Source organism: Psychrobacter sp. T6-4 (genome assembly GCF_052258425.1).
Taxonomy (GTDB): domain Bacteria; phylum Pseudomonadota; class Gammaproteobacteria; order Pseudomonadales; family Moraxellaceae; genus Psychrobacter.
Genome location: NZ_JBQQEZ010000005.1, coordinates 1 through 26,629 on the forward strand (window position 1 = coordinate 1; position 26,629 = coordinate 26,629).

21 protein-coding genes and 1 pseudogene are annotated in these 26,629 nt (G+C 45.3%); 13 read left to right on the forward strand and 9 right to left on the reverse strand.

Annotated elements, in window-relative coordinates:
• Positions 1-250, reverse strand: a pseudogene (locus ACTXGE_RS04690) (IS3 family transposase); the annotation flags it as partial.
• Positions 251-561: 311 nt separating this feature from the next.
• On the opposite strand from ACTXGE_RS04690, the gene ACTXGE_RS04695 reads away from it, so the two are divergent.
• The 3 genes from ACTXGE_RS04695 to ACTXGE_RS04705 all read left to right on the forward strand — a co-directional run bounded on the left by ACTXGE_RS04695 (position 562) and on the right by ACTXGE_RS04705 (position 6,404).
• On the forward strand, positions 562-1,857 hold the full coding sequence (locus ACTXGE_RS04695; protein ID WP_317198936.1) for an NCS2 family permease: 1,296 nt from the start codon (positions 562-564) through the stop codon (positions 1,855-1,857).
• Positions 1,858-2,445: 588 nt separating this feature from the next.
• Positions 2,446-5,703, forward strand: coding sequence for a bifunctional proline dehydrogenase/L-glutamate gamma-semialdehyde dehydrogenase PutA (putA, locus tag ACTXGE_RS04700; protein ID WP_443542164.1), 3,258 nt, complete (start codon positions 2,446-2,448; stop codon positions 5,701-5,703).
• Positions 5,704-5,714: 11 nt separating this feature from the next.
• Complete coding sequence (locus ACTXGE_RS04705; protein WP_435949018.1) at positions 5,715-6,404, forward strand: 1-pyrroline-5-carboxylate dehydrogenase; 690 nt, start codon at positions 5,715-5,717, stop codon at positions 6,402-6,404.
• A gap of 109 nt (positions 6,405-6,513) precedes the next feature.
• Here ACTXGE_RS04705 and ACTXGE_RS04710 read toward each other — a convergent pair whose 3' ends face one another.
• Complete coding sequence (locus ACTXGE_RS04710) at positions 6,514-7,686, reverse strand: JmjC domain-containing protein (protein WP_443542167.1); 1,173 nt, start codon at positions 7,684-7,686, stop codon at positions 6,514-6,516.
• A 118-nt stretch (positions 7,687-7,804) separates the two neighbouring features.
• Here ACTXGE_RS04710 and ACTXGE_RS04715 point away from each other — a divergent pair, with 118 nt between their 5' ends.
• Entirely contained in the window at positions 7,805-7,987 is a 183-nt protein-coding gene (locus ACTXGE_RS04715) for an NF038104 family lipoprotein (RefSeq protein ID WP_443542169.1), read from the forward strand.
• A gap of 40 nt (positions 7,988-8,027) precedes the next feature.
• On the opposite strand, the gene ACTXGE_RS04720 is transcribed toward ACTXGE_RS04715, so the two are convergent.
• Both ACTXGE_RS04720 and purB read right to left on the reverse strand, forming a co-directional pair.
• Positions 8,028-8,672 carry a DUF2238 domain-containing protein gene (locus ACTXGE_RS04720; protein WP_443542171.1) on the reverse strand — a complete coding sequence of 215 codons (645 nt, stop codon included), beginning with the start codon at positions 8,670-8,672 and terminating at the stop codon, positions 8,028-8,030.
• A 33-nt stretch (positions 8,673-8,705) separates the two neighbouring features.
• Positions 8,706-10,097: an adenylosuccinate lyase gene (purB, locus tag ACTXGE_RS04725; protein ID WP_443542172.1), complete on the reverse strand. Its 1,392-nt coding sequence runs from the start codon at positions 10,095-10,097 to the stop codon at positions 8,706-8,708.
• Positions 10,098-10,332: 235 nt separating this feature from the next.
• Here purB and ACTXGE_RS04730 point away from each other — a divergent pair, with 235 nt between their 5' ends.
• Entirely contained in the window at positions 10,333-10,734 is a 402-nt protein-coding gene (locus ACTXGE_RS04730; RefSeq protein WP_443542174.1) for a hypothetical protein, read from the forward strand.
• Positions 10,735-10,963: 229 nt separating this feature from the next.
• The gene (locus ACTXGE_RS04735) at positions 10,964-11,728 is read left to right on the forward strand and encodes a hypothetical protein (RefSeq protein ID WP_443560279.1); all 765 of its coding nucleotides are present in this window, start codon (positions 10,964-10,966) and stop codon (positions 11,726-11,728) included.
• A gap of 166 nt (positions 11,729-11,894) precedes the next feature.
• Here ACTXGE_RS04735 and mnmA read toward each other — a convergent pair whose 3' ends face one another.
• On the reverse strand, positions 11,895-13,142 hold the full coding sequence (gene mnmA, locus ACTXGE_RS04740) for a tRNA 2-thiouridine(34) synthase MnmA (RefSeq protein WP_443542178.1): 1,248 nt from the start codon (positions 13,140-13,142) through the stop codon (positions 11,895-11,897).
• A gap of 143 nt (positions 13,143-13,285) precedes the next feature.
• Here mnmA and ispF point away from each other — a divergent pair, with 143 nt between their 5' ends.
• The 5 genes from ispF (at position 13,286) to ACTXGE_RS04765 (ending at position 18,037) form a co-directional block, all read left to right on the forward strand.
• Complete coding sequence (gene ispF / locus ACTXGE_RS04745) at positions 13,286-13,783, forward strand: 2-C-methyl-D-erythritol 2,4-cyclodiphosphate synthase (protein WP_317198924.1); 498 nt, start codon at positions 13,286-13,288, stop codon at positions 13,781-13,783.
• Positions 13,784-13,918: 135 nt separating this feature from the next.
• On the forward strand, positions 13,919-14,266 hold the full coding sequence (gene grxD, locus ACTXGE_RS04750; protein WP_317198923.1) for a Grx4 family monothiol glutaredoxin: 348 nt from the start codon (positions 13,919-13,921) through the stop codon (positions 14,264-14,266).
• A 198-nt stretch (positions 14,267-14,464) separates the two neighbouring features.
• Positions 14,465-14,998 carry a hypothetical protein gene (locus ACTXGE_RS04755; protein WP_443542181.1) on the forward strand — a complete coding sequence of 178 codons (534 nt, stop codon included), beginning with the start codon at positions 14,465-14,467 and terminating at the stop codon, positions 14,996-14,998.
• Between the two features lie 106 nt (positions 14,999-15,104).
• Positions 15,105-17,000 (forward strand): tRNA uridine-5-carboxymethylaminomethyl(34) synthesis enzyme MnmG, encoded by a 1,896-nt coding sequence (gene mnmG, locus ACTXGE_RS04760; RefSeq protein ID WP_443542182.1) that lies wholly within the window; start codon positions 15,105-15,107, stop codon positions 16,998-17,000.
• Positions 17,001-17,077: 77 nt separating this feature from the next.
• Complete coding sequence (locus ACTXGE_RS04765) at positions 17,078-18,037, forward strand: AEC family transporter (RefSeq protein ID WP_443542183.1); 960 nt, start codon at positions 17,078-17,080, stop codon at positions 18,035-18,037.
• Positions 18,038-18,114: 77 nt separating this feature from the next.
• On the opposite strand, the gene ACTXGE_RS04770 is transcribed toward ACTXGE_RS04765, so the two are convergent.
• The 4 genes from ACTXGE_RS04770 to katG form a co-directional block, all read right to left on the reverse strand.
• Entirely contained in the window at positions 18,115-18,279 is a 165-nt protein-coding gene (locus ACTXGE_RS04770; RefSeq protein WP_317198919.1) for a hypothetical protein, read from the reverse strand.
• 30 nt (positions 18,280-18,309) lie between these two features.
• Positions 18,310-19,329 carry an LLM class flavin-dependent oxidoreductase gene (locus ACTXGE_RS04775; RefSeq protein WP_317198918.1) on the reverse strand — a complete coding sequence of 340 codons (1,020 nt, stop codon included), beginning with the start codon at positions 19,327-19,329 and terminating at the stop codon, positions 18,310-18,312.
• A gap of 291 nt (positions 19,330-19,620) precedes the next feature.
• The gene (locus ACTXGE_RS04780; protein WP_317198917.1) at positions 19,621-20,562 is read right to left on the reverse strand and encodes a LysR substrate-binding domain-containing protein; all 942 of its coding nucleotides are present in this window, start codon (positions 20,560-20,562) and stop codon (positions 19,621-19,623) included.
• A 229-nt stretch (positions 20,563-20,791) separates the two neighbouring features.
• Positions 20,792-22,978 carry a catalase/peroxidase HPI gene (katG, locus tag ACTXGE_RS04785; RefSeq protein WP_443542344.1) on the reverse strand — a complete coding sequence of 729 codons (2,187 nt, stop codon included), beginning with the start codon at positions 22,976-22,978 and terminating at the stop codon, positions 20,792-20,794.
• A 640-nt stretch (positions 22,979-23,618) separates the two neighbouring features.
• Here katG and ACTXGE_RS04790 point away from each other — a divergent pair.
• Both ACTXGE_RS04790 and prmC read left to right on the forward strand, forming a co-directional pair.
• Complete coding sequence (locus ACTXGE_RS04790; protein WP_443542186.1) at positions 23,619-25,517, forward strand: AmpG family muropeptide MFS transporter; 1,899 nt, start codon at positions 23,619-23,621, stop codon at positions 25,515-25,517.
• A 37-nt stretch (positions 25,518-25,554) separates the two neighbouring features.
• Positions 25,555-26,538, forward strand: a complete 984-nt coding sequence (gene prmC / locus ACTXGE_RS04795; RefSeq protein ID WP_443542188.1) for a peptide chain release factor N(5)-glutamine methyltransferase — start codon at positions 25,555-25,557, stop codon at positions 26,536-26,538.
• The last annotated feature ends 91 nt before the right edge of the window (positions 26,539-26,629 follow it).

Consider the following 26,629-nt stretch of genomic DNA (forward strand, 5'->3'; position numbering starts at 1 on the left):
CAGGGGTTTCTACACTAGGGTTATGGGCTGACATAGGACATCGCCTCCGCTGATTAGAACCTGTCCAGTCCAATTTACCATGCTTTCGTAGCCATACCAAAACGGTACTGCGTCCTTGTATGCCATAAATACTCTGGGCTTGTTTATAGGTCATGTCGCCTTTTTCAACACTATGTACAATGCTTAATTTAAAGCCTAAGGTGTAATCTTTTTGACTGCGTTTCGCTCTCTTACTCTCTACGTTTGACATATTATCGCCTAAAAAGTGTCAACTCATTCTAGGACGGGACAGACAAATCTTTTAAAAAGCTCATTATCTGATCTCAGCTTTTATACCCGCAAGGCACGAGTAACGATTGAAATAGTGTCATAATTTATCTAAAATGTTGCGCTTTGTTAACACAACCTTTAAGACAGGCATTCTCTAGTGACAAAGAGATTATGATTACCTGTTGATACTAGCATATAGACGCTAATATGTTAGCGGCAAATGAATCAGGTCATATTACTCTCAGTACGGCGAATACTGTCTTTTCCACAAGCAAGCTGGGCGCACGACTTATGAATGCAATAGAACGCTACTTTGGGATTAATGGTGACAATACCACCATCAAAACAGAAATCCTCGCGGGTATTACCACCTTTTTGACGATGGCTTATATCATCTTCGTCAACCCCAATGTCTTAGCAGAAGCAGGTATGGATAAAGGCGCGGTATTCGTCGCCACTTGTCTAGCCGCTGCCATAGGCTGTTTTATCATGGGTCTTTATGCCCGCCTGCCAGTCGCACTAGCGCCAGGTATGGGACTCAACGCCTTTTTTACTTATGGCGTGGTGCTAGGCATGGGTTATGCTTGGGAGACTGCCCTTGGTGCTGTATTCTTATCTGGGTGTTTGTTTATCCTGCTTAGCTTATTTAAGATACGTGAATGGATTATCAATGCCATTCCTAATGCACTCAAGCAAGGTATTGTGGCGGGTATCGGGGCGTTCTTAGCGTTTATCGCTCTGCAAAGCTCAGGCATCATCGTCGGACAAGATGCGACTTTGGTCACCCTTGGCGATATGAAATCATTTTCACCGATGATGGCCGCGCTAGGCTTCTTTCTTATTATTGGCCTTGTGTACAAAAAAATACCGGGCGCGGTAACCATAGGTATCTTAATCATAACGGTAATCAGCTTATTGGCAGGTCAAACGCAGTTCACAGGTATCATCTCAGCGCCGCCGTCTATCGCACCGACCTTTATGCAATTAGATATTGCAGGCGCGTTTGATATCACGATGATCAGCGTTATCTTTGCCTTTTTATTCGTCGATTTATTTGATACTGCTGGCAGCTTAGTCGGTATCACAAGTAAAGCGGGCCTTATTGATAAAAACGGTAATATCCCGAACATGGGTAAGGCGCTTCTTGCAGATTCGACTGCTACCGTAGCAGGCTCTATGCTCGGTACGTCATCGACGACTAGCTATATCGAAAGCGCGTCGGGAGTTGCCTCTGGTGGTCGTACAGGCTTGATGGCAGTAACCGTTGGCGTACTATTCTTGCTTAGTATCTTCTTTGCGCCACTAGCAGGTATGATTCCTGTTTATGCTACTGCTGGTGCGATATTCTATGTGTCAGTGTTGATGCTCTTTACTCTAAAGGACATCAACTGGGAAGACTTAACCGAAGCGGCTCCCGTCGCTGTCGTGCTCCTGCTAACGCCGCTAACTTATTCTATCGCTGACGGTATTGCGCTCGGGTTTATCACCTTTACGGCAGCTAAGTTTATGACGGGTCGATTCTCAGAGATTACCATTCCAGTCTGGATATTAACAATTGTCTTATTAGCTAAAATCGTATTTTTATAATCCTTAACTTCTCAAACCAAAACCCTTTTTATCTGAAATGATAAAAAGGGTGTTTTTATTATAAATAGAGCGCTTATTTCTTAGTCTTTACATTAAAATAGTTGGACTACTGTATCTCGTTTACAGGCGCTACTATCTGCTTGTTTTTACATCACATATCTACGCAAATAAATACTCAATAGCATTGGTCACAGCGTTTTTTCATGCTAGTATGAAGAGGTTAAGCGCATCACCTCAATCAACGCCGTAGAGGTTTTTCTTACAGTGAATTAGTCATGCAAGATTCGTATTTTAAGTGAATTTAAAATGCCAATCACTCCTTTCACTACAAACAAGAAGAAGGCACTAATGCCGCTTAATTTTTTATTGCCTTTATATTGTTAATGTAGTCCGTTTAGTACGCAAGCGACCTACTTAACCGTGTCTGACTCGCTCAGACCTGCCTGTTTTGTGATGGCGCGGTTTTGCTTTTTATATTTTTACAAACGATAGTGATGCAAAAGAGAGGATGCATGGCTCGCGTATTGTATTATAAAAGCTTTGACGCCCCATTTATTATGGTTTTTAAACGATAGTTATGGAGTTGGTATGCATCCGATAGATAAATTTACCCCACAAGAGCCCATCTTGTTTAAGCCAACCGATCTGCTGGCACCTGAGTACCTAGAGCATTCGAGCGATGAACTGTATGCGCGTATCTCGCCGTTATATAGCGTTGATGAAGATCAGTTTTTGACGCAATTATTACCCCTTGCTAAGCCGACTGATCAAGAGCGCGAGGATGCCACCGAGCAGACGCGCAAGCTGGTTGAGTACGTGCGTAATGATGGCAAAGCGATCAAGATGGTGGACTCGTTGCTGCTTGAGTATAGCCTCGATACCCAAGAGGGTATCTTGCTCATGAGCTTAGCTGAAGCCTTGATTCGGGTGCCAGATAATTACACCGCTGATGCACTTATCCGTGACAAAATGAGTGTTGCCGACTGGAAGAAGCATCTCAAAGATGACAATGGCTTTATGGTCAATGCCTCAACGTGGGGCATGATGATGACAGGCCGCGTGGTCAGTATCGATAGTCGTACGACGGCCTCAGGGTTTTTGGATCGCATGACCAAAAAGATGGGCGAGCCGATGATCCGCGGCGCTATGCAAAAAGCCATGCGTATCATGGGGCATCAGTTTGTGCTGGGCGAAACCATTGAAGAGGCCAACAAAAACAGTCAACCTTATCGCAATAAAGGCTATACCTATTCGTTCGATATGCTCGGTGAAGCGGCAGTTACTCACAAAGACGCGGAAAAATACTTCAATGATTATTTGCATGCGGTCAAATCAACCGCCAATGTCAAAGTAGCCGAGGGCATGCCAAAGCCGTCTGTCTCTATCAAGTTATCGGCTCTGCATCCCCGTTATGAGGCGACGCAAGAGGCGCAAGTGATGGGGCTACTACGCCTGCGCTGTATGCTCCTCATAGAAGCGGCGCGCGAGGTCAACGTTGATATCAGTATTGATGCTGAAGAAGCTGATAGATTAGAGATCTCCCTCAAACTGTTTGAGTCGCTGTACCGTGATCCTTTAACCAAAGGCTGGGATGGTTTAGGTCTGGTGGTACAAGGGTATTCAAAACGCGCTATCGCGGTATTTGCATGGATCGCGCGACTGGCGACGGAAGTTGGGGATCGTATTCCACTGCGCTTGGTCAAAGGCGCATATTGGGATACTGAGATTAAGCTCGCCCAGCAAAAAGGGCTATCGGGTTATCCTGTCTGGACTCGTAAAGAAGGTACAGATACGGCGTATTTGGCTTGTGCGCGTTTCTTATTATCAGAGCATCTGCGCGGACTTATCTGGCCACAGTTTGCCACGCATAACGCACATACGCTGGCATCTGTGATGACCATGAGTAGTCATCGCGACTTTGAGTTCCAGCGCCTACACGGCATGGGCGATGCGCTTTATGATCATATCTTGCAGACTTATCAAATCCCTGTACGTATCTATGCCCCTGTTGGTGCGCATCACGATTTGCTGCCGTATCTGGTGCGTCGTCTGCTTGAAAACGGTGCCAACAGCTCGTTTGTGCATCAGCTCTTAGATAAGTCTTATCCGATTGATAAGCTTACCGTACATCCATATGACAAACTGCTTGCCAATAAGCATTTGCATAACCCTGATATTCCATTGCCGCTTGATATCTATGGCGCGCGCCAAGCTAGTTTTGGCTCTAACATCTTTGTAGAGTCGCAGTGGACGCCACTAAAAACAGCTATCAATGCACAACTAGAAAAAACATGGTCAGCGACTTCTATTATTAATGGTAAGGCGATCAGTGAATACGATGACAATGGAGTTACGCAGGCGCTTGAAATTCATAGTGTCCGCGCCCCTTGGAATCATGAGGTTGTAGCAGGCAAAGTGCATTTCGCTAACGCTGAGATTGCAAGGCAAGCTATTGACGCCGCTGTTGCAGGACAAAAAGAGTGGCAAGCTGTACCAGCAAGCAGGCGTGCTGATATCTTGCGCCAGATTGCTGATCTTTATGAGGCAAGTTACGCTGAGCTAATGGCGCTGTGCCAAGTGGAGGCGGGCAAGACCACGCAAGACAGTATTGATGAGATCAAAGAGGCGGTTGACTTTTGCCGCTTTTATGCCGATGAAGCTGAGCGTTTAGATAGCGCTGCATATGAGTTTACCGATCTAAATGGCAAGTCGTCCAGACAAGTCTACAAGGCGCGCGGCACTATTGTCTGTATCAGTCCATGGAACTTCCCACTTGCTATTTACACAGGACAAATCGTCGCAGCGCTAGCGGCAGGTAATACTGTGGTCGCCAAGCCCGCCGAACAAACCAGCTTAATCGCACATTTTGGCGCTCAGCTTATGTACCAAGCAGGCGTACCAAATGAAGCCTTGCAACTGGTTATCGGTGGCGGCGAAGTAGGGGCGGCGCTAACTGGTGCTGATAGTTTGGATGGCGTCGTGTTCACGGGCTCAACGCAAACTGCTCAGCGTATCAACCAAAGCTTAAACACTCATGCGCAAGCGAGCGGTGAGCTACCGATTTTGATCGCTGAGACAGGCGGTCAAAACGCTATGATCGTTGATTCAACTGCGCTACCTGAGCAAGTGGTCAAGGATGCGGTACTATCCGCCTTTGGCTCGGCAGGTCAACGCTGCTCGGCTTGTCGCATTTTATGTATTCAAGACGATATCGCTGATAATTTAATTGAACTGCTTCAAGGTAATATGGCAGAGCTCATCGTAGGCAATCCAACCTACGCGGCAACTGACGTAGGCCCTGTAATCGATAGTACCGCCAAACAAGGTCTTGAGGCGCATATTGAGCGTATGCGTGCAGAGCCGACGGCGACGATACTGGCGCAGACGCCAATGAGTGCAAGTTCTGTCATCGATGAAGATGATGCTACCTTTGTATTGCCAACGGCGATTGAGGTTCAGAGTATCGATGTGATTGGCGGTGAGCATTTTGGTCCGATATTGCACGTGCTACGTTACAAAGCGCGCGATTTGGACAAACTTATCGATGCGATTAACGCTACAGGCTTTGGTCTTACCTTGGGTATTCATAGCCGCATTGAGAATATCGCTGAACATATCGAGCGCCGCACTGTGGTAGGTAATACTTATATTAATCGTAACCAAATCGGTGCGGTCGTTAACGTCCAACCCTTTGGTGGTTGCGGGTTATCGGGTACTGGTCCTAAAGCGGGCGGTCCACATTATGTGGCGCGTCTTATGAAGCTGGCTATCGAAACCGTAACGACTGCCTCAAAAAGCGCAGATCAAGCCGCCTTTAATCCTCAAACCCAAACCCAGCTTGTATAAGGAGTTGCACTATGACAACTGAATTCAAAAAAAATCATGCGCAGGTTTGCGAGTCTTGGCGATTACTCGGCGCTGTCAACCGCGCCTCTTATCTAGAAGCGGCTATCCCTAAGCTTGCGCTATTAACCGGCAATGCGACCAAAGCCAAGCGCTTGTTTCATCATTTACTAAACGCCGCCCCTAAGCTTGACGAAGTCGAGCGTATGACTGGCGCGACAGGAGAGTCTAATGATCTGTATATGACTGCGCGCGGCAAGACAATGGTCATTGGAGGGGAGTCTGCTACTACGATGGCCGTGCTCGGTCAGCTTATCGCAGCACTGCTCACTGGCAACGAGGTAATATTGCATTGCCCCAGCCAATATGAGATGTGTGATGAGGCGGCAAAAATACTCTATGACACCGGTATCAGCGATGATGTACTAAGCGTCGCTAATGACGCACAAACGGTGACTTTACTGTATATTGACCGCCTAGCACAAGTCGCCGTCGCTGGAAATACTAGCGAGATACAAGAGATCAGTCAGACGCTTGCAGATACGGACGGTATCTTGACGCAAGTTATTCCTGTCAGCGATATGGACGGACTATCTGAGATGCTTACGCCCGATTATCTTCATCGCTTCATGACAGAGCGCGTCATTACTATTAATACCACGGCTATTGGTGGTAATGCCAGCTTGCTTGAGCTGGGTACTTAGTTAGTACTTAGTCGCCTATATTAAATATAAAAACCCGATAGTTGAGTGATACGCTATCGGGTTTTTTGTGTTTGTGTGGTGTGAACCTAGATTGTGATCGAGCTAGAGACTACTCATTATAATTAACCCATACCCAACCATTCTCAAGCCATTCGTTGACTTCATCAAGGTCGATATCTTTGAAATCTTGATAGGTGAGATGCTCACCATTGGCCAAACGAGCTAGCAAAGCTGCTGCGCTATTCTCAAGATCATCAAGCCGTTGACCATTGGCATATAGCGTCACACCATCATTGGTTTGGCTGTAGAGCAAGCGATTGCTATAGTCAGCTTGCAGCGTTGCGCCGTCCATTAAGGCTTGCATAAGCTCATCTGTATCTAAAGTCTCCTCGGGTACCAGCGCATCATATTGACGTTTGCTCACGACTTCTAACACGGCTTGACGAATAATATCGTCGCCGCGCTTAGATTGCAGCATTTGTAATAGCTGCTCTTTAATTGCATCAATACTATCGGCTTGCAACTCACCTGAGGCTTGCAGCGTTTGTGGCAATAACATTGGGATAAATAAATCGCTATCACTGGTGGCGATATCAGCTAAGCTGTCGATAATTTGCATTAAGTTTGGACGACGACAGCCAAACGAAAAGGTTAAGCAGTCATCTTGTGCTACTCCAAAATGAGAGAGTTTCGGCGGCACATAAAGTACATCACCCGCTTCTAGTATCTCATCAAAGATAATCTCGCCCATATCATCAAACAGTCGAATCGGCTCATCTGCGACAAACTCGGTACCTTTATCACAGAATTTGCCGAGCTGCCAACGCCGTGATCCATATCCTTGCGCCAAAAACACATCGTAATCATCATAGTGTTTGCCCACGGAGCCGCCTTTTGGGGCGAAAGATACCATGATATCATCGCGCTGCCACTGCGGAATAAAATCAAACGCTTGCCAGAGTTGCCCAAGCTCAGGTGACCACTGTTCCATATTTTGCACCAGTACAGTCCACTGTGCTGGCAAATTATCAAAATCTGCTTCTGACAATGGGCTCTTTTTGAGTTGCCACTGCGGCGTGCCCTCGTGTTTGCTCGCAGCTTGAGTCAGCAGGCGCGCTGAAGCGTCTTCTTCAACGGCAAGCCCAAGCATATCCTCTGGCTCAAACATGTCGATTAATTGGGGTAAACCTTGCTTAATAAGCAGTGTTTTTTTTTGCCAGTATTCACTTAAAAACTGCTCAGGAGTGATAGAGTCGGGTAGACAAAGTGGAATTGAGGTCATAGGTGATCCGAGTCATTAGATAAGGGTGAGTAGGGTATTTATGTATAGAATGGCTTTAGAAAATAAGCACGATAGTTTATGATTAACGATTATTTAGTTTACTACTTTTGGAATCCTTATGAAAAAGCTATCATTTATGTTTATCATTATGAGTGCGTTTTTATTACAAGCTTGCGTGCATAAAATCGTCACTGTACCCGCTAAAGTTGCCTATAAAACTACTAAAGGCGTGGTCAAAGGTACAGTTGCTGTGGGCAAAGCGATCATACCGGGCGATAGTGATGATAAAAAAGACGACTGATTGAGTAGTCAGCTCATCTGATCTCTTTTTAAAGGGACGGTTACTGACTAACCTCTATTTTTTGACGGCTATAATTTTGATAAAAAATAACAACTGCGCTAACGATGCCACCAAGTAGCGCTAAAGCCATATCCTTATGGGCATCCCAAATATCACCTTGCTGACCGTTGTAAGCCTCGCTTGCCTCAGGTGACATCATCATCGTCAAGCTCCACTCAAACAACTCATAAAGCAGGCTTGTTGACATATTGATCATAATGGCAATAGCGATTAAAAGTGTGACGGATTCAATTTTAAAGAGTGACTTTGCGCTTTCAATCATCGCAGCAAATAGCAAAAGCCCATAGCTAAAATGTACCAGCCTGTCATACATATTTCGCTGCCAGCCAAACCACTCATTTAAGCCAATACCAAATAGCTGCTCTGTCCACTCATCGTAGGGCACATAAGAATACAGATAGCGCGCGCCTATAATATGAACGACTAAAAATATCATCGATTGCACGTAAGCATTTTTGCTGATTTGCCAATAACGATAAGCAATTATCATAACTGCTAAAAATAGTAGCGTGCCTAATTGATGAAGTAGGTAGCTTGACCAGTCGAGCGGCTCAATACTTGCCAGCACTATGACGATAACTACCGCCGCAGTACTGACAATGACAGAGTTAACATTGCGCTGCATATTTACGCTTCTTTAATCATCAGTAGCTAATGATTACAGCTTAGCGATCCACTCTTTAATCATGCGAGCTTGCTCCGCGGCATTACCCGTATAAGTGGCAGGCGTCAGCTCGCGCAGGCGCTGCTTGTCGCTATCTGAAACGTCACTAAGCTCATCACTTTCAACGAATGTGAGCATCGCTTCGCGAGTCATGGCATTGCCACGAGTGAGCGCTTTGAGTTTCTCATAGGGGTTCTCAACGCGGTAGCGGCGCATGACTGTCTGAATCGGCTCGGCTAAGACTTCTTGTGCTTGCTCCAAATCCTCATTTAGGCGCTGAGCGTTTAGCTCTAATTTACCGACGCCCTTTAGACAAGCATCAAACGCAATCATGCTCTGGGCTAGTCCTACGCCAATATTACGCAGGACCGTTGAGTCTGATAAATCGCGCTGCATACGTGAAATTGGTAGCTTTTCACCCAAATGTGCCAGCATCGCATTGGCAACGCCCAAGTTACCTTCTGAGTTTTCAAAATCAATCGGGTTGACTTTATGCGGCATCGTAGAGGAGCCCACTTCACCGTCTTTTAGACGCTGCTTAAAATAGCCTAAGCTAATATACTGCCAAATATCACGATTGAAATCGATCAGTATCGTATTAAAGCGCTTAACCGCATCGAATAGCTCGGCAATGTAGTCGTGTGGTTCGATTTGAGTGGTATAAGGATTGAAGGTTAATTCAAGACGCGCTTCAATGAAATGCTCTGCATGAGTTTGCCAGTCCACATCAGGGTAGGCGGCATAATGAGCGTTGTAGTTACCGACGGCACCATTGATTTTGCCTAAGAGCTCAACTTGACCGACTTGCTTAATCTGGCGAGCAAGACGGTAAGCGACATTAGCCATCTCTTTACCCAGCGTCGTTGGACTCGCCGTTTGCCCATGGGTACGTGACAACATGGGTTGATCAGCATGAGTAATCGCCAAATCAACGATACTATCGGTGACTTGCTGCATTTTAGCCACTACGAGCTCGCGGCTGTCTTTGAGCATCAATGCATAAGACAAGTTATTGATATCTTCACTGGTACAAGCAAAATGAATGAACTCTAGGCTATCTTCTAACTGCTGATTGCCACGAAACTTATCTTTGATGAAGTACTCAACTGCTTTTACATCATGGTTGGTGGTCGCTTCGATGTCTTTAATCGCCCCAGCATCCGCTTCACTAAAATCATCAACAATGCTGTTTAAAAAGGCATTGGTATCGGTATCGAACGCTGCTAATTCAGCAATCGCACTATTATCAGCCAACGACTGTAACCAGCGAATCTCAACAGTGACGCGAGCTTTAATCAGACCAAACTCAGAAAGGTACGGGCGCAAGCTGTCAGCTTTTGATGCGTAACGACCATCGATTGGAGAGAGTGCGGTAAGTGGGGTCATAGGATTGCCTTTAAAAATAATTGATGAATAAACAGGTAGCCAATAGATGATTAGCAATAAAAAATGAATGCGCAATTATAACCTGATTGGCGTTAAAGTTTGGACAAAAATTATCAGTAACAAAAGCGAAAATATGTTTACTGAATTTTATAGTAGTGATATATTCTGAAAAAATTAGCTTATCCTTAAAATAGGCTTTCAATTCAATCGCTTCAGTACCTTATCAGAGGTTAGAATGAACAAACTAGTAAATGTTTTATTGATGGGAAGCGTTTTGACATTAGCTGCTTGTGGTGGTGATTCTGATAGTAGTGGGAGTTATGGTAGCTCTGAGGAACCTATTCAATTTCAAGGATTATCGAATTGTCAAATTAATGGTAATACTATTACCGTTGATGAAATTAGCCGAGGATGCTTAGTCAAAAAATCCAACATCAACAATGGCAAGAGATTCTCTTTGAGCTGTCAGGTTGTAGGCACTTCACCTCGAGCTTTTAATAATTTTATTATCGGAACTACTGATGATGGCGATATTAATGAGATTGATCGTGATATAAAAAACAATCCTAATGGTAAATATAAGTATGTTTGTAAACCAGTAAACAATCCGTTCCCATCTTCTAGACTCTCTAATTAAGTCATTTTACTATAGATAGATAAAGCCGTCTTTATATTAGATAAAGGTGGCTTTTATACGCAATACGGTTAAAAAAACCAATGATTTGAGGATGAAGTTTGTCTACATTAAGCTAAAAAATATTAGCCAAACACACTGTTTTTAGAATATGTCTATGAAAGACAAACCTTTACTTTTATTATCCGTTGTTGTGGCCTTTGTTTTTGGGGTTTTAAGCACTTACCTGTTTATGACCAAACAACAAATGGATTATGTCCTGCAAGCCAAACAGCAGTCGCCTTCATCTTCTAATATAAACGATAATCAAGACGCTTCTAACTCGGGAACTGGTCTAGTGTCACAGGATTCATTGAACAGGCGTGACGCTACGTCGCAGCAAGTCCTCTCAAATTTGACAGGCTCAAACTCAGCTTCTATCAACGACTACTCAAAAGAGCAAGCGTTAGACTTAGTCGATAATATGCCCGATTACGTGTTAGGGCAGTATGTCGATAAGTTTATGGCAAAGGGCGATAGCGAGGTTATTACGGACAAAAGACGCTTTGCAGAACGAGCGGTAGAGGAGTTATATAGCAAAGATGATACACGTCCTTTAGTTGGAGAAGTTAAGCTATCCTTTGATAGCAATATGCCGTCAACCTCAACAAATACCTCGACGATAAATAAAAACGCCAAACTATTCGCTCATTTGGATACTGCGGGCAAAGTACCTGCCAGCCCTTTTGCTTTTGTGAAGTGGGTGAACAATGAGACAGGACAGGTCTTGCTGTTTGAGAAGAAAAACATCATCGCGGGCAGCAATCAAAATTGGGTGAGTTTTAAACCCTATGAAGGATGGTTACCTGGTAGCTACGATGTCAAGTTCTATCAGTTCACATCAGAGCTTGAACCCATTGCTCGCCTAACTTATCAAATCTACACCGTTGATGATGATGGACAAGGCGAAACTAGGGATATTGCAAGTAGTACAGCGAGTGCGACAGTAAGCCAATAACACTTGAATGTTCTAAGAATGTTCTAAGTAGCAAGGTCAAACCTGACAATAAACTAAGAGCCTAACTGCGTTCGCCGACAGAAGCTGAAAAAGATTTATCTCAGTTCCGCTGTATGTTTTTAATATTGGACTGACTGTAGTTTATTTGAACCCATCGACTCTAAAATCAGAGGGACTGCGGTGCGTCTATTGATTCAATCACGCCGCCGCCCAAGCAGACCTCATCGATATAGAAAACCGCAGACTGACCAGGGGTTAACGCACGCTGCGGCGCATCAAATATGACTTTGACCTCTAAACCTTTATCATCGACAGCGAAAACCGTACAGGCTTGGTCTGGCTGACGATAGCGCGACTTTGCCATACAGCGCAAACCTTGCTCACTAAAAATATCAGCTGGCGCGACACCCTCTACCCAATCAAGCTTGTACGCGCGTAGCTCATTGCTCATGAGCATGAGATGTTCGTGACCTTGACCGACAATTAAGCGATTGTTATCTAAGTCTTTTGCTAGTACAAACCATGGTTCCTCTGGACGATCTTTGACACCGCCAATGCCAATACCGCCGCGCTGACCTAAGGTATAATACATAAGCCCATCGTGGCTACCAATAATGTGACCATCGTCTGTAATGATATCGCCTTTTTGCGCAGGCAAATACTGTTGCAAGAAATCTTTAAATCGGCGCTCGCCGATAAAGCAAATCCCCGTAGAGTCTTTTTTCTTAGCAGTCGCTAAGTCATGCGCTTCAGCGATTTGGCGTACGACAGGTTTTTCAAGCTCACCAATAGGGAACAAGGTTTTGGCAAGTTTGTCACCGCCGACTGCATGCAAAAAATAGCTTTGATCTTTATTGTCATCGAGACCACGTAGTAGCTGCGCAACTTCTACGCCATTATCATTAGTATCATTAACGCTGCGGCGCGTATAATGACCAGTAGCGATAAAGTCTGCTCCTAATGTAAGCGCATAGTCCAAAAATGCTTTGAACTTAATCTCTTTGTTGCACAAAATGTCAGGATTGGGCGTGCGTCCTGCTTTATATTCTGCCAAAAAGTGCTCAAAAACTCTGTCCCAGTACTCCATCGCAAAGTTTGCGGTATGAAGTTTGATACCTATCTTATCGCACACCGCTTGCGCGTCCGCTAAATCATCCATAGCCGTACAGTATTCGGTGCCGTCATCTTCTTCCCAGTTTTTCATGAATAGACCTTCAACCTTAAAGCCTGCCTGCTTGAGCAAAACGGCGGATACAGACGAGTCAACGCCGCCTGACATACCGACGATGACATGCTTATCGCTTGGGTTATCTATATCGGCCAAGGTAAGCGGACGATGAGCGTGAAAAGAGGATGCAACTGAAGTATCTTTTGCTAAGGTGTTTTTTGATAAGGTATCTGGTTTAACGGACATAAAAGTCACTCAACAACTTGTGATAAAATAAAGCTGTATTATATCAGGTAAACAAAATCGGTGGCGAGCAGCGCGCGACTATTGCGCTAAATGTAGCGCTAAAAATTAGATAGTAGTTTTTAATAATTTTAATGTGAAAAATTATGATAAAAATCGGTCAAGGTATAGACGTTCATGCGTTTCATAATAATGGTCAGCAGCAGCAATACGTGATACTAGCGGGCGTGCCTATCGAGCATACGCATAGCTTGCTTGCGCACTCGGACGGTGACGTGGTGCTTCACGCACTTGCAGATGCCCTGCTTGGAGCGTTAGCGCTCGGTGATATCGGTCAGCATTTTCCTGATACTGACAGCGCACACGCAGGTCTGGACTCGCGAGTGCTACTGCGTTATGTCTATACTAAGGTGATAGAGGCCGGGTATATGCTTGGCAATGCGGACATTACCATTATGTGCGAGCGACCCAAAATCGCGCCTTACAATGAAGCCATGCGTGCTAATATCGCCAGCGACTTACAAACTGACATCAGTAATATCAGTGTCAAAGCGACTACGAGCGAAAAGCTTGGATTTACGGGTCGCCAAGAGGGCATAATGGCAAGCGCCGTGGTATTATTGGTGCCCAGTGAAAGTACTTAATACAATAGGGTACGTCATCCTTAGATGAGATCATCAGGCTCTCAATTACTGAGTATTGCTTGCAATAAACCTTTGATCACCCCATGTAGCACAGATATCCAATCAAATTTTAACCTTTTACCATTAGGAGCTTTTATGAGCGAGCAAACCCCAAACGCAGCAAACGATGTCGAACAATTGATCCGCGATCAAATCCGTGATAATAAAGTCATTATCTATATGAAAGGTACGCCGCAGTTCCCGCAGTGCGGATTTTCAGCGCGCTCGATCGAAGTATTGACGCAGATTGGCCGTCCTTTTGCTTTTGTCAATATTTTAGAGAATCCAGAGATTCGTGCAACGTTGCCAAAAGTTGCGAACTGGCCAACGTTTCCGCAATTATGGATCGATGGTGAATTGATGGGCGGCTCAGATATTATCTTGCAAATGTACCAATCAGGTGAGCTTAAGCCTTTGGTAGAGGCAAACAGTCCAGCGGCTTAATATATAACCGTTTTAGATCGGTACTGTATATCGTTTGATACTTAGTCCCAAGTCATCTTATAGCTAGATGGCTTGGGATTTTTATTGTCTATATAACCCCTTGTTTTTATAGACGTTAGTCCCATATAGCTGACATGATAAAAAGCGTAAAAGATAAAAAAGCGCGCAATACTTTTATATAAATAATAAGAGACACTTATGACAACTCAAGAATTAAATAATCAAAAAAACACTGAGCAAGCTGCCATTGAAAAGCGCCGCGAGCATCTCAAAACTGAATCAACGCGCATCATTGATATGGCTGGGAATGAACCAAATTCAGCGCTCAAATGTATCCATCAGTTAAGCGTCGCAGGCGGGGCAACTGAAGCGACCTATATCGCAATCGAACAGCGCGTTGTTGCCGATCAAGATCCGACTGGTGCTTATCATTTAGCACTGCTAGCGCAGAACACGCCAGATCTACCGATTGACGCGCGTCAGCTCATCGAATTAGTCGTTAATAAAGGTGATAACGATCTGCTACTTGCACTACTCAAAAACCTACCGCTGCCACCCGTTGAGGTGATTCAAGCTAGAATACTAGCGAGCGACGATGGCGAGGCGATTGGTAAGATGAATGCGTACTTACAGATTAATCCAGAAGGCTATGGCAGCCAGCATATGCTTGCCAGCGGTCAGACGGATCGTATCGTACCCTTGAGTCCTGCGCGCCGCGTTGATAATGACTAGCAGTGCCTATCTATGACTGTACAATACGGTCTGCTATTAACCGTCGAATATTGTTATAATTAGCGACTATTTTTTTTATTGACGTTATCTGTCAAGCGAGGCACGCATGCAATACCCAAAAACTTACGATGTGGTCGTGATCGGTGGCGGTCATGCTGGTACCGAAGCGGCACTAGCGGCGGCTCGCATGGGCGCGCAGACCTTGCTGCTCACGCATAATATCGAGACGCTTGGGCAGATGAGCTGTAATCCTGCTATTGGCGGTATCGGTAAATCACATCTAGTGCGTGAGATTGATGCGTTGGGCGGTGCTATGGCGCTTGCAACGGATAAAGCTGGCATACAGTTTCGGGTGTTAAACAGTCGTAAAGGTGCTGCCGTACGTGCCACGCGCGCACAAGCGGATCGTATCTTGTACAAAGCTGCCATTCGTCATACGCTTGAGAACCAGCCTAATCTGGATCTATTCCAACAAGGTGCTGATGATATTTTGGTAGAGAACGGTCGCGCGACGGCGGTTGTCACCTCCACTGGTATTATCTTCAAGACTGAGACGGTTATTCTGACCTCGGGCACCTTCTTGGGCGGTGTTATTCATATTGGGCTTGAGAATTCAAAAGGCGGACGCGCAGGGGATCAGCCTTCTATTAAATTGGCAGACCGTTTGCGTGAGCTCAAACTGCCAGTAGGTCGCCTAAAGACAGGCACGCCCGCACGTATCGATGCGCGCACGGTGGACTTTAGTGTGATGACGGTACAGCCGGGTGATACACCGCTTCCGGTGATGAGCTATATGGGCGATGTCCAAATGCACCCTGAGCAAGTCAACTGCTATATTACTCATACCAATGCGCGTACCCATGACATCATCCGCGAGAATCTCGATCGCTCACCAATGTTCTCAGGCAAAATCGAAGGCGTGGGACCACGTTATTGCCCATCGATTGAAGATAAGATTCACCGCTTTGCGGATAAAGACAGTCATCAAATCTTTATTGAACCAGAAGGTCTGACTACGCACGAATTGTATCCAAATGGCATCTCAACCAGCTTACCCTTTGATGTGCAGCTTGAGTTTATTCATAGTATGAAAGGCTTAGAAAACGCACACATTACCCGTCCAGGCTATGCGATTGAGTACGATTATTTTGATCCACAAAATCTAAAGCCAACGCTTGAGACCAAATCTATTGATCGCTTGTATTTTGCCGGTCAAATCAACGGTACAACAGGCTATGAAGAAGCAGGCGTGCAGGGTTTGCTCGCAGGAACGAATGCGGCGTTAGTGACCACTAACAATAGTGAGTATGATACTTGGACCCCGCGCCGCGATGAAGCGTATCTTGGCGTACTCGTCGATGATTTAATCACTCATGGCACCACCGAGCCGTATCGCATGTTTACCAGCCGTGCCGAGTATCGCTTATTACTACGTGAAGATAATGCGGATCAACGCTTGACTGAGACGGGTCGTAAGCTTGGTTTGGTGGATGACGAACGCTGGCAAGCCTACGAGAAAAAAATGGAAGCCATTGCTACTGAGTCTGCGCGCCTAAAAGACATGTGGGCAACCCCTACCAATGCTTTAGGACAAAAGGTCGCTGAGCAAACAGGCGAGGTGTTATCCAAAGAAGCGACGGCTTTTGATTTGCTAAAACGTCCACAAATAAATTTTGCTGATATTGCAGCGATTACAGATTCGCACGTCGATACCTTGGTTGGTGAACAGATTGAGATATCAGTCAAGTACGCAGGCTACATCGATCGCCAGCAAGACGACATTGATCAGATGAAGCGCCTAGAGAATACCGCGCTGCCCATTGACTTTGATTACAGCATGGTCTCAGGTCTCTCTAATGAGATCGTGCAAAAGCTTAGCAAAGTACGTCCTGCGACACTAGCGCAAGCAGGGCGCGTCAGCGGGGTTACGCCAGCGGCGATTCAGCTACTTGCTATGACTGTCAAAAAGCAGAAAAAAGCCAAAGCAGCGCTGGGCTCATAAAAGTCACCTACAAGGTGCTTGAGCTTTGAGCACCTGCCATCTTTGCTATTTTAAGTCCCGCTGACTTGAGCCTGTCTATGATTGACGCTATTGTCTTTGCCATTACTATCGTACTGCCCAACCTGTTTTTGATGGGGTTGGGTTTTTTTATGCAAAAACGCGGCGAGATCAGTCAGACCTTTATCGATCAAGGCTCTTATTTTGTCTTCAACTACTGTCTGCCTGCGCTACTGTTTTTTAGCGTAGTCGATAGTGAGGTGGATTACTCGAAACAAATTGTTCTTATTATTGCAGGCATCATCGTCACCTTTATCTTATTTATTGGAAGCGAGATTTACGCCAAACGCTTTATTCGTGCGCCGACCGATCAAGGGGTTTTTGTACAAGGGGTCTTTCGTAGCAACATGGCGATTATTGGTCTTGCAACCGTCGCCAACGCTTATGGCAATATCGGTTTGAGTATCGGTGCCGTTTATATGGGTATCGTCACGATATTATTTAACATCTTAGCTGTCATTACCTTGAGCCGCGTGTCCAAAAGCGTCGATGATACTTGGACAACACGCACCATTATGATTGTCAAAAAACTCTTTACCAACCCGCTCATCTTAGCGCTACTTGCTGCCTTTGTTTATAAAGCTCTGCCACTACCGCCAATCGCAGGCGTTATCCATACGACAGGAGATTTGCTTGCAGCAGTCGCACTGCCTTTAGCGCTTATATGCGCAGGCGCGAGCATCGACCTAAAATCCATGCTGCATCCCTCAGGCTTGTCTATGCAGGCAAGTATCGGACGTATTATTATTGCACCGATTATCGCTATTTTAGTTGGTTTAGCTTTTGGACTATCAGGTGTACATATGGGTGTGCTATTTCTTATGGTAGCATCTCCTACCGCTGCTGCTAGTTATGTGATGGCAAAAGCAATGGGTGGCAACGATATTTTGGCGGCAAACATCTTGGCATTTACGACAGTAGTCGGTATGTTTGGTATGGCTATTGGAGCGGCAGTACTGCGGCTGCTTGGACTGATGTAGCGTTTTTAAGTTAAAGGGAAGCCAAAAAAAACCTTCTACTTATTCAAATAGAAGGTTTTTTTAATTTAAGAGGACAGCTACTTGCGTCTATTACGTCTCTCTTCACGGCGGGCTTTGCCTTTAGGACTGACACGATAAGTGAGATAACCAAAAAAAGCTAAAACGATGATCAAAGCAACAATATACAAAAATATTGACGAGCCAATCATTAAAGACGCACCCATGACGGTAGTGACTTCCATTCTATTCTTCCTATAATAATTATAAAATAATTATGCAGGGCTAGCGATAGATTGTAAAGTAAACAAGTTTAGCTCAGGTGTAAGTTCAAGTGAGCGCAGACGCGCCGCTTGATCATAGATATTGGCGGTAACGATCAGCTCATCTGGCTGATGCTGAGCGATGAATGCTGCGAGTTTAGGCTGCACCGTCTCCACGCTACCGATGAACGATACTGACAGAGCGCTATCGACCATGACCTTTTCAGCAGGGCTCCAGATGGCATCCATACTATGAGTGGGTTTTGGCATCTGTCCGCGCTCACCGCGGCGCAAACGTACAAAGCTCTGCTGCGCTGAGGTAAAGTGATAGTGCGCGGTAGCCTCATCATCAGCGAGCAGCAAATTAGCCGCCAGCATCACATAGGGCTTATCCAAGTATTTCGATGGTTTAAACTGCGCGCGGTAAGTCGCTATTGCTTGCGTGAGCGCTTGCGGGGCAAAATGTGATGCAAATACATAAGGCAGTCCCAGATGCGCGGCTAGCGTTGCGCCAAACAAGGATGAGCCTAGTATCCAGATCGGTACATTGGAGCGCGCCCCAGGAAAGGCTTGTACGGGGCTATTATCACTATCATTACCTAGTAGATAGAGCAGCTCTTGTACCTCTTGCGGGAAGCGCTCGGCATCATTCATTGTACGCCCTAATGCTTTAAAGGTGGCGCCATCGGTACCGGGCGCACGACCAAGTCCCAAATCAATACGATCACCGTACAAGGCTTGTAGCGTGCCGAACTGCTCAGCGACGACTAAAGGCGCATGATTGGGTAGCATAATGCCGCCAGCACCAATACGAATACGCTTGGTTTGGCTGCCGATGTGGGACAAGAGTACTGAGGTCGCTGCACTGGCAATACCTGGCATATTGTGGTGTTCCGCCATCCAGTAGCGATTAAAACCGATGTCTTCAGCAGTTTGCGCAATCTCTACTGTTTGGGCGATGCCGTCAGCGGTAGAAGCGCCAGTCGGTACAGGTGCTAGATCTAAGAAGGATATAGGAATAGTATTGGTCATAAATCACCTTATCATTATGAGTGTAAAAACCGTTTTTAGCTTTTAAGCAGTGTTATTTTTATTGTCTTTTTAAATCTGCATAAAAAAGCCTCAAACGCTTGATAGCTACTATAATGGGGCGTGAGAGTCAAATATAAAGGTGAGAGTGAGCTGTGATAACAAATCTTAATAATGCGGCTATTGTCTATAATTGCTAATCAATAACAAGCCCGCGATAGAAGTATTCAGATTAAGCTGAGTCTATCGCGGGTCTATATTTTTATCTATGAAACTTTAGCAAAAAAGTGATATTTAAACGACCCCTTTGTGATCGAACTGCTGCTGACAAAGCTCTATAAAAGCGCGGCCATATTGGCGAATTTCAGCATCGTCACGTACTGCCATCCAGCTGGTAAAGCGCCCAAAATGATCGACTGGAATGGCGACTAGGTTTTGATAATGGCTGGGCTCAAACGCCATTTCAGCGATAATTCCAATACCTAATCCCAATCCGACATAAGTGCTAATCACATCTGCGTCAAGCGCAGCAAGGACGATATCAGGCTCAAGTCCTGCCGCCTCAAAAGTTTTATCGATAGCGCCGCGTCCTGTAAAGCCGCCATGATAAGTCACAATAGGGTAGCTTGCCAGCGTTGGCAGATCGATGGACTCAAGACCCGCCAGCTCATGGTCTTTTGGTAGGATAATACGATGGGTCCAGTCGTAATAGCGATGACAGCGCAAATAGTTATTATGCAGTAGCGACTCAGTTGCGATACCAATATCGGCCTGCCCGCGAATGACCATTTGCGCGATAGTCTCAGGGTCCGCTTGTTGAAGGATGAGATTTACCTTAGGGAAGCGCTCTTTGAACTCTTTGACCACCTGCGGTAATACATAACGCGCTTGGGTGTGGGTTGTGGCGATGGTCAGTGTCCCTATATTAGGATTGGTATGATCGAGGCTGAGATTTTCAATAGTGCGAATTTCAGCAAATATCGCTTCGATATGCGGCAGCAAAGCAGTACCCATCGGCGTAAGCCCTGTGAGGCGTTTGCCTTGACGCACAAATACTTCAGCTTTGAGCTGGTTCTCAAGCGCGGCAATGTGTTTGGATAGACTTGATTGGCTAGTATGTAGTACGGTTGCCGCTTGGCTCAGATTGTAGCCGTTTATCACGGTATGCCATACAGTCTCTAATTGCTTGAGCTGAATTTGTAAGTGGCGCTGATTGACCACCATATCGATTGCCATACCCTAATCCTCAAATAATAGTCATGTATCATATGACAGTAGCTGATGGGGTAAGTACACACCACCAGCTATAGACGTATCAAAAAGCTAGTGTAGAGCAAAGCTATTATTCTTGTATATAATAAATGGTCATGAATTTATGATATTTTGGAATATAAAAAAAAGAGCATAAAAAAGCCACCTATATAAGATGGCTTTTACTAAAACGGATGTTAAATTAAGACTAAGCTTACTGAGCTAAATCAAAACGATCGGCAGTCATAACCTTGCTCCATGCTTTGACAAAGTCATGGACGAACTTCTCAAGATTATCGTCTTGAGCGTATAGCTCAGCATAAGCGCGAAGTATGGAGTTTGATCCAAATACCAAATCGACACGGCTTGCCTGCCATTTAACTTGACCACTTGCACGTTCGCGGACTTCGTATACTGCTGGCGCGTTATTATCGTCGGTTTTGACAGGATGCCAAGTATAGTCCATGTCTGTTAAATTAACGAAGAAATCATTGCTCAGTACTCCAGCGCGCTCGGTAAAAACGCCGTGCTGGCTATGCTCGTAGTTGGTGTCGAGGACACGCATACCGCCGATAAGTACGACCATCTCAGGTGCGCTCAAGCCCATAAGCTGGGTGCGATCTAATAGCATCTCTTCAGGCGATACTCGATGACTACCTTTGATCCAGTTACGATAGCCATCATGGAGTGGCTCTAAATCAGAGAAGCTCTCGGCCTCAGTCATCTCATCAGTTGCGTCGCCGCGACCTGGATTAAAGGGTACTTCTATCTCAACGCCTGCATCTGCCGCTGCTTTTTCAATCGCAGCACTACCGCCGAGCACGATCAGATCTGCAATGCTAATCTCTTTATCGAAGTCCGACTGAATTTGCGTTAACGCCTCAAGGACACGTGCTAACTGCTCAGGCTCATTACCCATCCAGTCTTTTTGCGGAGCTAGGCGAATACGCGCTCCATTTGCGCCGCCGCGATAGTCTGAGCCTCTAAAGGTGCGTGCGCTATCCCATGCCGTAATGATCAGCTCACGATGCTCGATACCACTTTCTAAGATTTTATGCTTTAGCGCTGTAATATCATTATCGCTTAAATCTGCATTACCTTTAGGAATAGGGTCTTGCCACGTAAAGTCCTCTGCGGGTACATCAGCACCTAAGTAGCGAGATTTAGGACCTAAATCACGATGCGTCAATTTAAACCAAGCTTTGGCAAATACTTCGTCAAAGTATTCAGGGTTGTTATGAAAATTCTCTGAGATTTTGCGATATTCAGGGTCTTTAATCATCGCCATATCAGCGTCCGTCATCATCGGATTGCGTCGTACATTGGGATCATGTGCATCGACGGGCTTGTCTTCTTCTTTAATATCGATAGGCTCCCACTGCCACGCGCCAGCAGGGCTTTTGGTCAGCGCCCACTCATGGTTAAAGAGCAGCTCAAAGTACTCATGATCCCAGCGCGTCGGATGCGTCGTCCACGCGCCCTCAATACCACTTGAGACCGTATCGATACCATGACCGCTACCTTTTGGATTGCGCCAGCCCATACCTTGCTCCTGTATGCCAGCGCCTTCGGGCTCATCTTCTAACAAGGTTGCATCACCATTGCCGTGACATTTACCGACAGTATGACCGCCTGCGGTTAACGCCACTGTTTCCTCATCGTTCATCGACATACGACCAAAAGTGGTACGAATGTCTTGCGCGGTTTTTAGCGGGTCAGGATTGCCATCGACACCTTCTGGATTGACGTAGATAAGACCCATCTGTACCGCGCCTAGTGGATTTTCAAGCGAGTGACGGTCTTCAACTTCTTCATAACGATTTTTGGTCGCCGCCAGCCACTCACGCTCAGAGCCCCAGTAGATGTCTTTTTCTGGATGCCAGATATCAGCGCGTCCGCCCGCAAATCCCAAGGTTTTAAAGCCCATAGACTCATAAGCCATGTTACCTGCTAATATCATTAAATCCGCCCAAGAGAGCTTATTACCATATTTTTTCTTGATCGGCCAAAGCAGACGACGTGCCTTATCTAGGTTGACGTTATCAGGCCAGCTATTGAGTGGAGCAAAGCGCTGATTGCCCGTGTTGGAGCCGCCGCGACCATCAGAGCGACGATAAGTTCCTGCCGAGTGCCACGCCATACGTATCATGAGGCCGCCATAATGTCCCCAGTCGGCCGGCCACCATTCTTGTGAGTCCGTCATAAGATCCTTTAGGTCTTGTTTAACGGCTTCTAGATCAAGCTGTTTAAAAGCCTCGCTATAATCAAAATCTGCACCCATGGGATCAGTCTTATGATCTTGCTGATGCAAAATATCGAGATTTAACGCATTAGGCCACCAATCGGTTGCTGCAGACGCTTGCGTGGTGTGTGCTTGATGCATAACAGGGCAGCCACCCATGCTTGGCCGCTGCGGCTCGTGTGATTCATCAATGTTCTGATTGTGAATAGTTGGGCCTAAACCGTCGCCTTTGTCGTACGTGGTGTTGCTTGGCGGGTTTGGTTGTTTGGCGTCTGACATAGTGGTGCTCCTTAGTTTGGTTTGTCTTATCAGCTATGGATAAAGCATATATTAGAGCTAGTCATTAATAAAACATATATAAAATAACATCATGTTTTAAATAATAAATCATAGTGTCTGTTTTCCTAAATTTTCATTCTATTTTAAGTACTTATTTTAAAGTGCTTATTCGCCCTAACTTTTGATTTAAGCTCAATAGTATGTAGGCTATTACACAGCTGCCAATTTGATACTTCTATAGTTTGATAAATCTATAGTTAAGCAAGTTTTGGATACATAGAATTACGGTTGAGATAGACTATATACAGTTTAAAAAGCTATAGACGTCTATACCATTAGTTTAGTAAAAAATATCTGTACAAAGTCTAGTCAATGCCTAGGTTCTCAAGTACCATAATTCAATTTTGCCATAAGTCTGGCAACTTGGTACAACGGTTAACAATTTTTATCGATCTTAAAAATGCCGATTGATAAAAATTGTGCGCAGTTGTTATTATCGTCTTAAGTTTAGTGAGTCACTATGTCCGCTGTCCGAGCTACGCCGCCCAATAACTTAGTCGCCAAAAAATCATGGGGTGACGCTACCAAAGCCTATCTTGACCCTCGCGCTATTATCATATTATTTTTGGGGTTTTCGGCAGGTATTCCTATCTTGCTGATCTTCTCAAGTCTCTCATTATGGCTACGCGAGGCAGGTATCGAGCGCGGCGTGGTAACTATGTTTAGTTGGGCGGCGCTGGGTTATTCGTTCAAGTTCATTTGGGCGCCGCTGATTGATGCGCTGCCCATACCACTATTGACCAAATGGCTGGGTAGGCGTAGGGCTTGGATTGTGGTCTCACAGCTCTTAATTGTCATAGCAATACTCTTGATGGCAAGCTTTAACCCTATTAGTGATGAAGCACTTTGGTTTATGGCAGCGGCAGCGGTATTATTAGGGTTTTCATCAGCTACGCAAGATATTGTCATTGATGCCTACCGTATCGAGCTTGCGCCGCCAGAATTGCAACCTACGCTTGCGGCGATGTATGTGGCAGGCTATCGCATCGGTATGATCGTAGCAGGGGCAGGCGCGCTCTATTTAGCAGACTACTTTGGCTCAACAGAGGCGTTTTATAGTTATGAGGCTTGGCGTAATACCTACTATGTGATGGCAGCGGTCATGTCTATTGGTATTTTGACGACCTTTGCAGGCTATGAGCCCATCGCTGAAATTTTGCAGACCAATAAACAAAAACTAAACCTTAAGCTCTTTTTTATCTATGCCGCTTTGTTGATCATACCAGGGTCGATATACGGTCTGCTTAGTTTAATCAAAATTATCTATAATAATTTTTTGAACGCTGATATCACTTTAATACCCTCAGCGATCTTGCCTGCGGTCAATCTTTACTTCTTAGCTTTGGTCGCCTGCGCGCCGCTACTGCTTATTTTCTTTGTGTTTAATCAACCCAAGATTGCGAACAAGGTCTCATTGCTTGTTGAAAATGGCAGTGACTATTTGCGTATCGTTCTACTTTTTGTCATTACCGTTGTAGGTTTTGTCGGGGCATTTGTGGTTATCGGCAACCTATTTGCAGAGACTGAGAGCGTGCTACTAAGCTTCGTTATCGAAACCGTAACCTTACTTGGCAGCTTAGCGGTAGCAGCGGTAGTTGGCTATGCTTTGATTAAAGTAGGCCTTGCCAAAAAAGAGATCGCAACAAAAATGTGGGTCAATCCTATTGCCGATTTCTTTAAGCGCTACGGCAAACAGGCCATATTACTACTTGCCCTTATCGGTCTTTACCGTATCTCTGATATCGTGGCAGGAGTCATCTCCAACGTCTTTTATCAAGACATGGGCTTTACCAAAGTTGAGATTGCCAACGCAGTCAAACTCGTTGGAGTGCTTATGGCGCTTGCTGGTGGGTTTTTGGGCGGAATACTAGCGCAAAAAATGCGCATGATGCATGTGATGATGTTAGGGGCGATACTGGCCAGTATTACCAATTTACTGTTTGTGCTGCTCACTTATCATCCAGGAAGCCTCGAGTACATGTATTTTGCGGTAATATTAGACAATCTAGCCGCAGGGTTTGCTAGTGCGGTATTTATCGCCTTTTTATCAGCGCTCACGTCTATTAAATTCACTGCCGTACAGTATGCTATATTCTCATCACTCATGACTTTATTGCCCAAAGTGTTAGGTGGTTACTCTGGCGGTATCGTCGATTCTATGGGCTATCCTTTCTTCTTTATGTTTACCTTTGCTATTGGTATTCCTATTCTGCTACTTATTTACTTGGTTGATAAGCATATTGTTATTGGTGACAACGATGATATCTATAGCGATGACTCTGAAGGCGGCAAACCGTCATTGGCAAAGGCTAACCCTACGCTAACGGATACCAATGAGCCACCGCGTGCAACAGAATAAACTAGTGATGAAGTTTTATAAAGGATAAGGATCTGTAGTGTCCAAAGTACAAAAAATGACGGTAGGGCAAATCAAGCAGCGAAGTCAGCAGCTAGCATATGGCGCGCTAAAAAGTGATTTAGATATCAAAATTACTCCAAGCGATGACACTGTCGATAGATCGATGCCCCCCTTTTGGATAACCGATTGGCTTTTGCATGTGCTTAATCAGCCAAGATCATTTTTGTTCACCGATGATAACTACGAGCTGACAGATAGTGAGCGTGCGCAGTTTGATGCTGGCGTGACTCAGATGCGCCAAGGTATACCGCTTGCGTATTTGACAGGTCATCAAGAGTTTTGGTCACTGGACTTTAAAGTCAATAAACATACCCTCATACCAAGGCCTGATACTGAGGTTTTGGTTGAGCAGGTGCTAAAGTGGATACAAGCGCAGACCGCTAGTATAACGTCGGGTAAATCTTTGCCCAAATGCCTGTCACACCCCAAGCGTCTGCTAGATTTAGGTACAGGCTCTGGCTGTATTGCGATTAGTCTGGCGCACGAGTTACAGCCAAAAAACAACAGTGAAGGGTGGCAAGTGGTCGCCCTTGATGTGTCTAAACAGGCATTAGCAGTAGCTGAGCAGAACGCTATTCATAATCAAGTCCCTGAGGTTAGGTTTATACAAAGTAGCTGGTATGAGGCGCTATCTAGTGATGACGCGCTGTCGTTTGATGTTATTGTCTCAAACCCGCCGTATATCGATGAACAAGACGAGCACTTAACCTCTTTAAGCGCTGAGCCTATCAGTGCATTAACTGCGCCCGATTCTGGACTGGCTGATATCACGCAGATTGTAAAGGGTGCACCTAAGTATCTAAAAGCAGGTGGTCTGTTGGCTGTTGAACATGGTTATGATCAAGGGTCTGTGGTACGAGATATATTCTTGCAAAAGGGTTTTGAAGCCGTACAAACCATTCAAGATTACGGCGGCAATGAGCGCGTCACTCTAGGTCAAATGTCGCTAGCGCCTAATTAGTGACGTAAGTGCTATTAACTAAAAACTTACTGACGGCCTAGCTTTAATATGAGAAAGTCGCTTCCTCTGTAGCTTTGGGTACCTGTAGCTC

Bases quoted from the DNA above. Each gene is read 5' to 3' on its own strand.
- ACTXGE_RS04695 (WP_317198936.1), top strand. From the start codon at position 562: ATGAATGCAATAGAACGCTACTTTGGGATTAATGGTGACAATACCACC.
- putA (WP_443542164.1), top strand. From the start codon at position 2,446: ATGCATCCGATAGATAAATTTACCCCACAAGAGCCCATCTTGTTTAAG.
- ACTXGE_RS04705 (WP_435949018.1), top strand. From the start codon at position 5,715: ATGACAACTGAATTCAAAAAAAATCATGCGCAGGTTTGCGAGTCTTGG.
- ACTXGE_RS04710 (WP_443542167.1), bottom strand. From the start codon at position 7,686: ATGACCTCAATTCCACTTTGTCTACCCGACTCTATCACTCCTGAGCAG.
- ACTXGE_RS04715 (WP_443542169.1), top strand. From the start codon at position 7,805: ATGAAAAAGCTATCATTTATGTTTATCATTATGAGTGCGTTTTTATTA.
- ACTXGE_RS04720 (WP_443542171.1), bottom strand. From the start codon at position 8,672: ATGCAGCGCAATGTTAACTCTGTCATTGTCAGTACTGCGGCGGTAGTT.
- purB (WP_443542172.1), bottom strand. From the start codon at position 10,097: ATGACCCCACTTACCGCACTCTCTCCAATCGATGGTCGTTACGCATCA.
- ACTXGE_RS04730 (WP_443542174.1), top strand. From the start codon at position 10,333: ATGAACAAACTAGTAAATGTTTTATTGATGGGAAGCGTTTTGACATTA.
- ACTXGE_RS04735 (WP_443560279.1), top strand. From the start codon at position 10,964: ATGACCAAACAACAAATGGATTATGTCCTGCAAGCCAAACAGCAGTCG.
- mnmA (WP_443542178.1), bottom strand. From the start codon at position 13,142: ATGTCCGTTAAACCAGATACCTTATCAAAAAACACCTTAGCAAAAGAT.
- ispF (WP_317198924.1), top strand. From the start codon at position 13,286: ATGATAAAAATCGGTCAAGGTATAGACGTTCATGCGTTTCATAATAAT.
- grxD (WP_317198923.1), top strand. From the start codon at position 13,919: ATGAGCGAGCAAACCCCAAACGCAGCAAACGATGTCGAACAATTGATC.
- ACTXGE_RS04755 (WP_443542181.1), top strand. From the start codon at position 14,465: ATGACAACTCAAGAATTAAATAATCAAAAAAACACTGAGCAAGCTGCC.
- mnmG (WP_443542182.1), top strand. From the start codon at position 15,105: ATGCAATACCCAAAAACTTACGATGTGGTCGTGATCGGTGGCGGTCAT.
- ACTXGE_RS04765 (WP_443542183.1), top strand. From the start codon at position 17,078: ATGATTGACGCTATTGTCTTTGCCATTACTATCGTACTGCCCAACCTG.
- ACTXGE_RS04770 (WP_317198919.1), bottom strand. From the start codon at position 18,279: ATGGAAGTCACTACCGTCATGGGTGCGTCTTTAATGATTGGCTCGTCA.
- ACTXGE_RS04775 (WP_317198918.1), bottom strand. From the start codon at position 19,329: ATGACCAATACTATTCCTATATCCTTCTTAGATCTAGCACCTGTACCG.
- ACTXGE_RS04780 (WP_317198917.1), bottom strand. From the start codon at position 20,562: ATGGCAATCGATATGGTGGTCAATCAGCGCCACTTACAAATTCAGCTC.
- katG (WP_443542344.1), bottom strand. From the start codon at position 22,978: ATGGGTGGCTGCCCTGTTATGCATCAAGCACACACCACGCAAGCGTCT.
- ACTXGE_RS04790 (WP_443542186.1), top strand. From the start codon at position 23,619: ATGTCCGCTGTCCGAGCTACGCCGCCCAATAACTTAGTCGCCAAAAAA.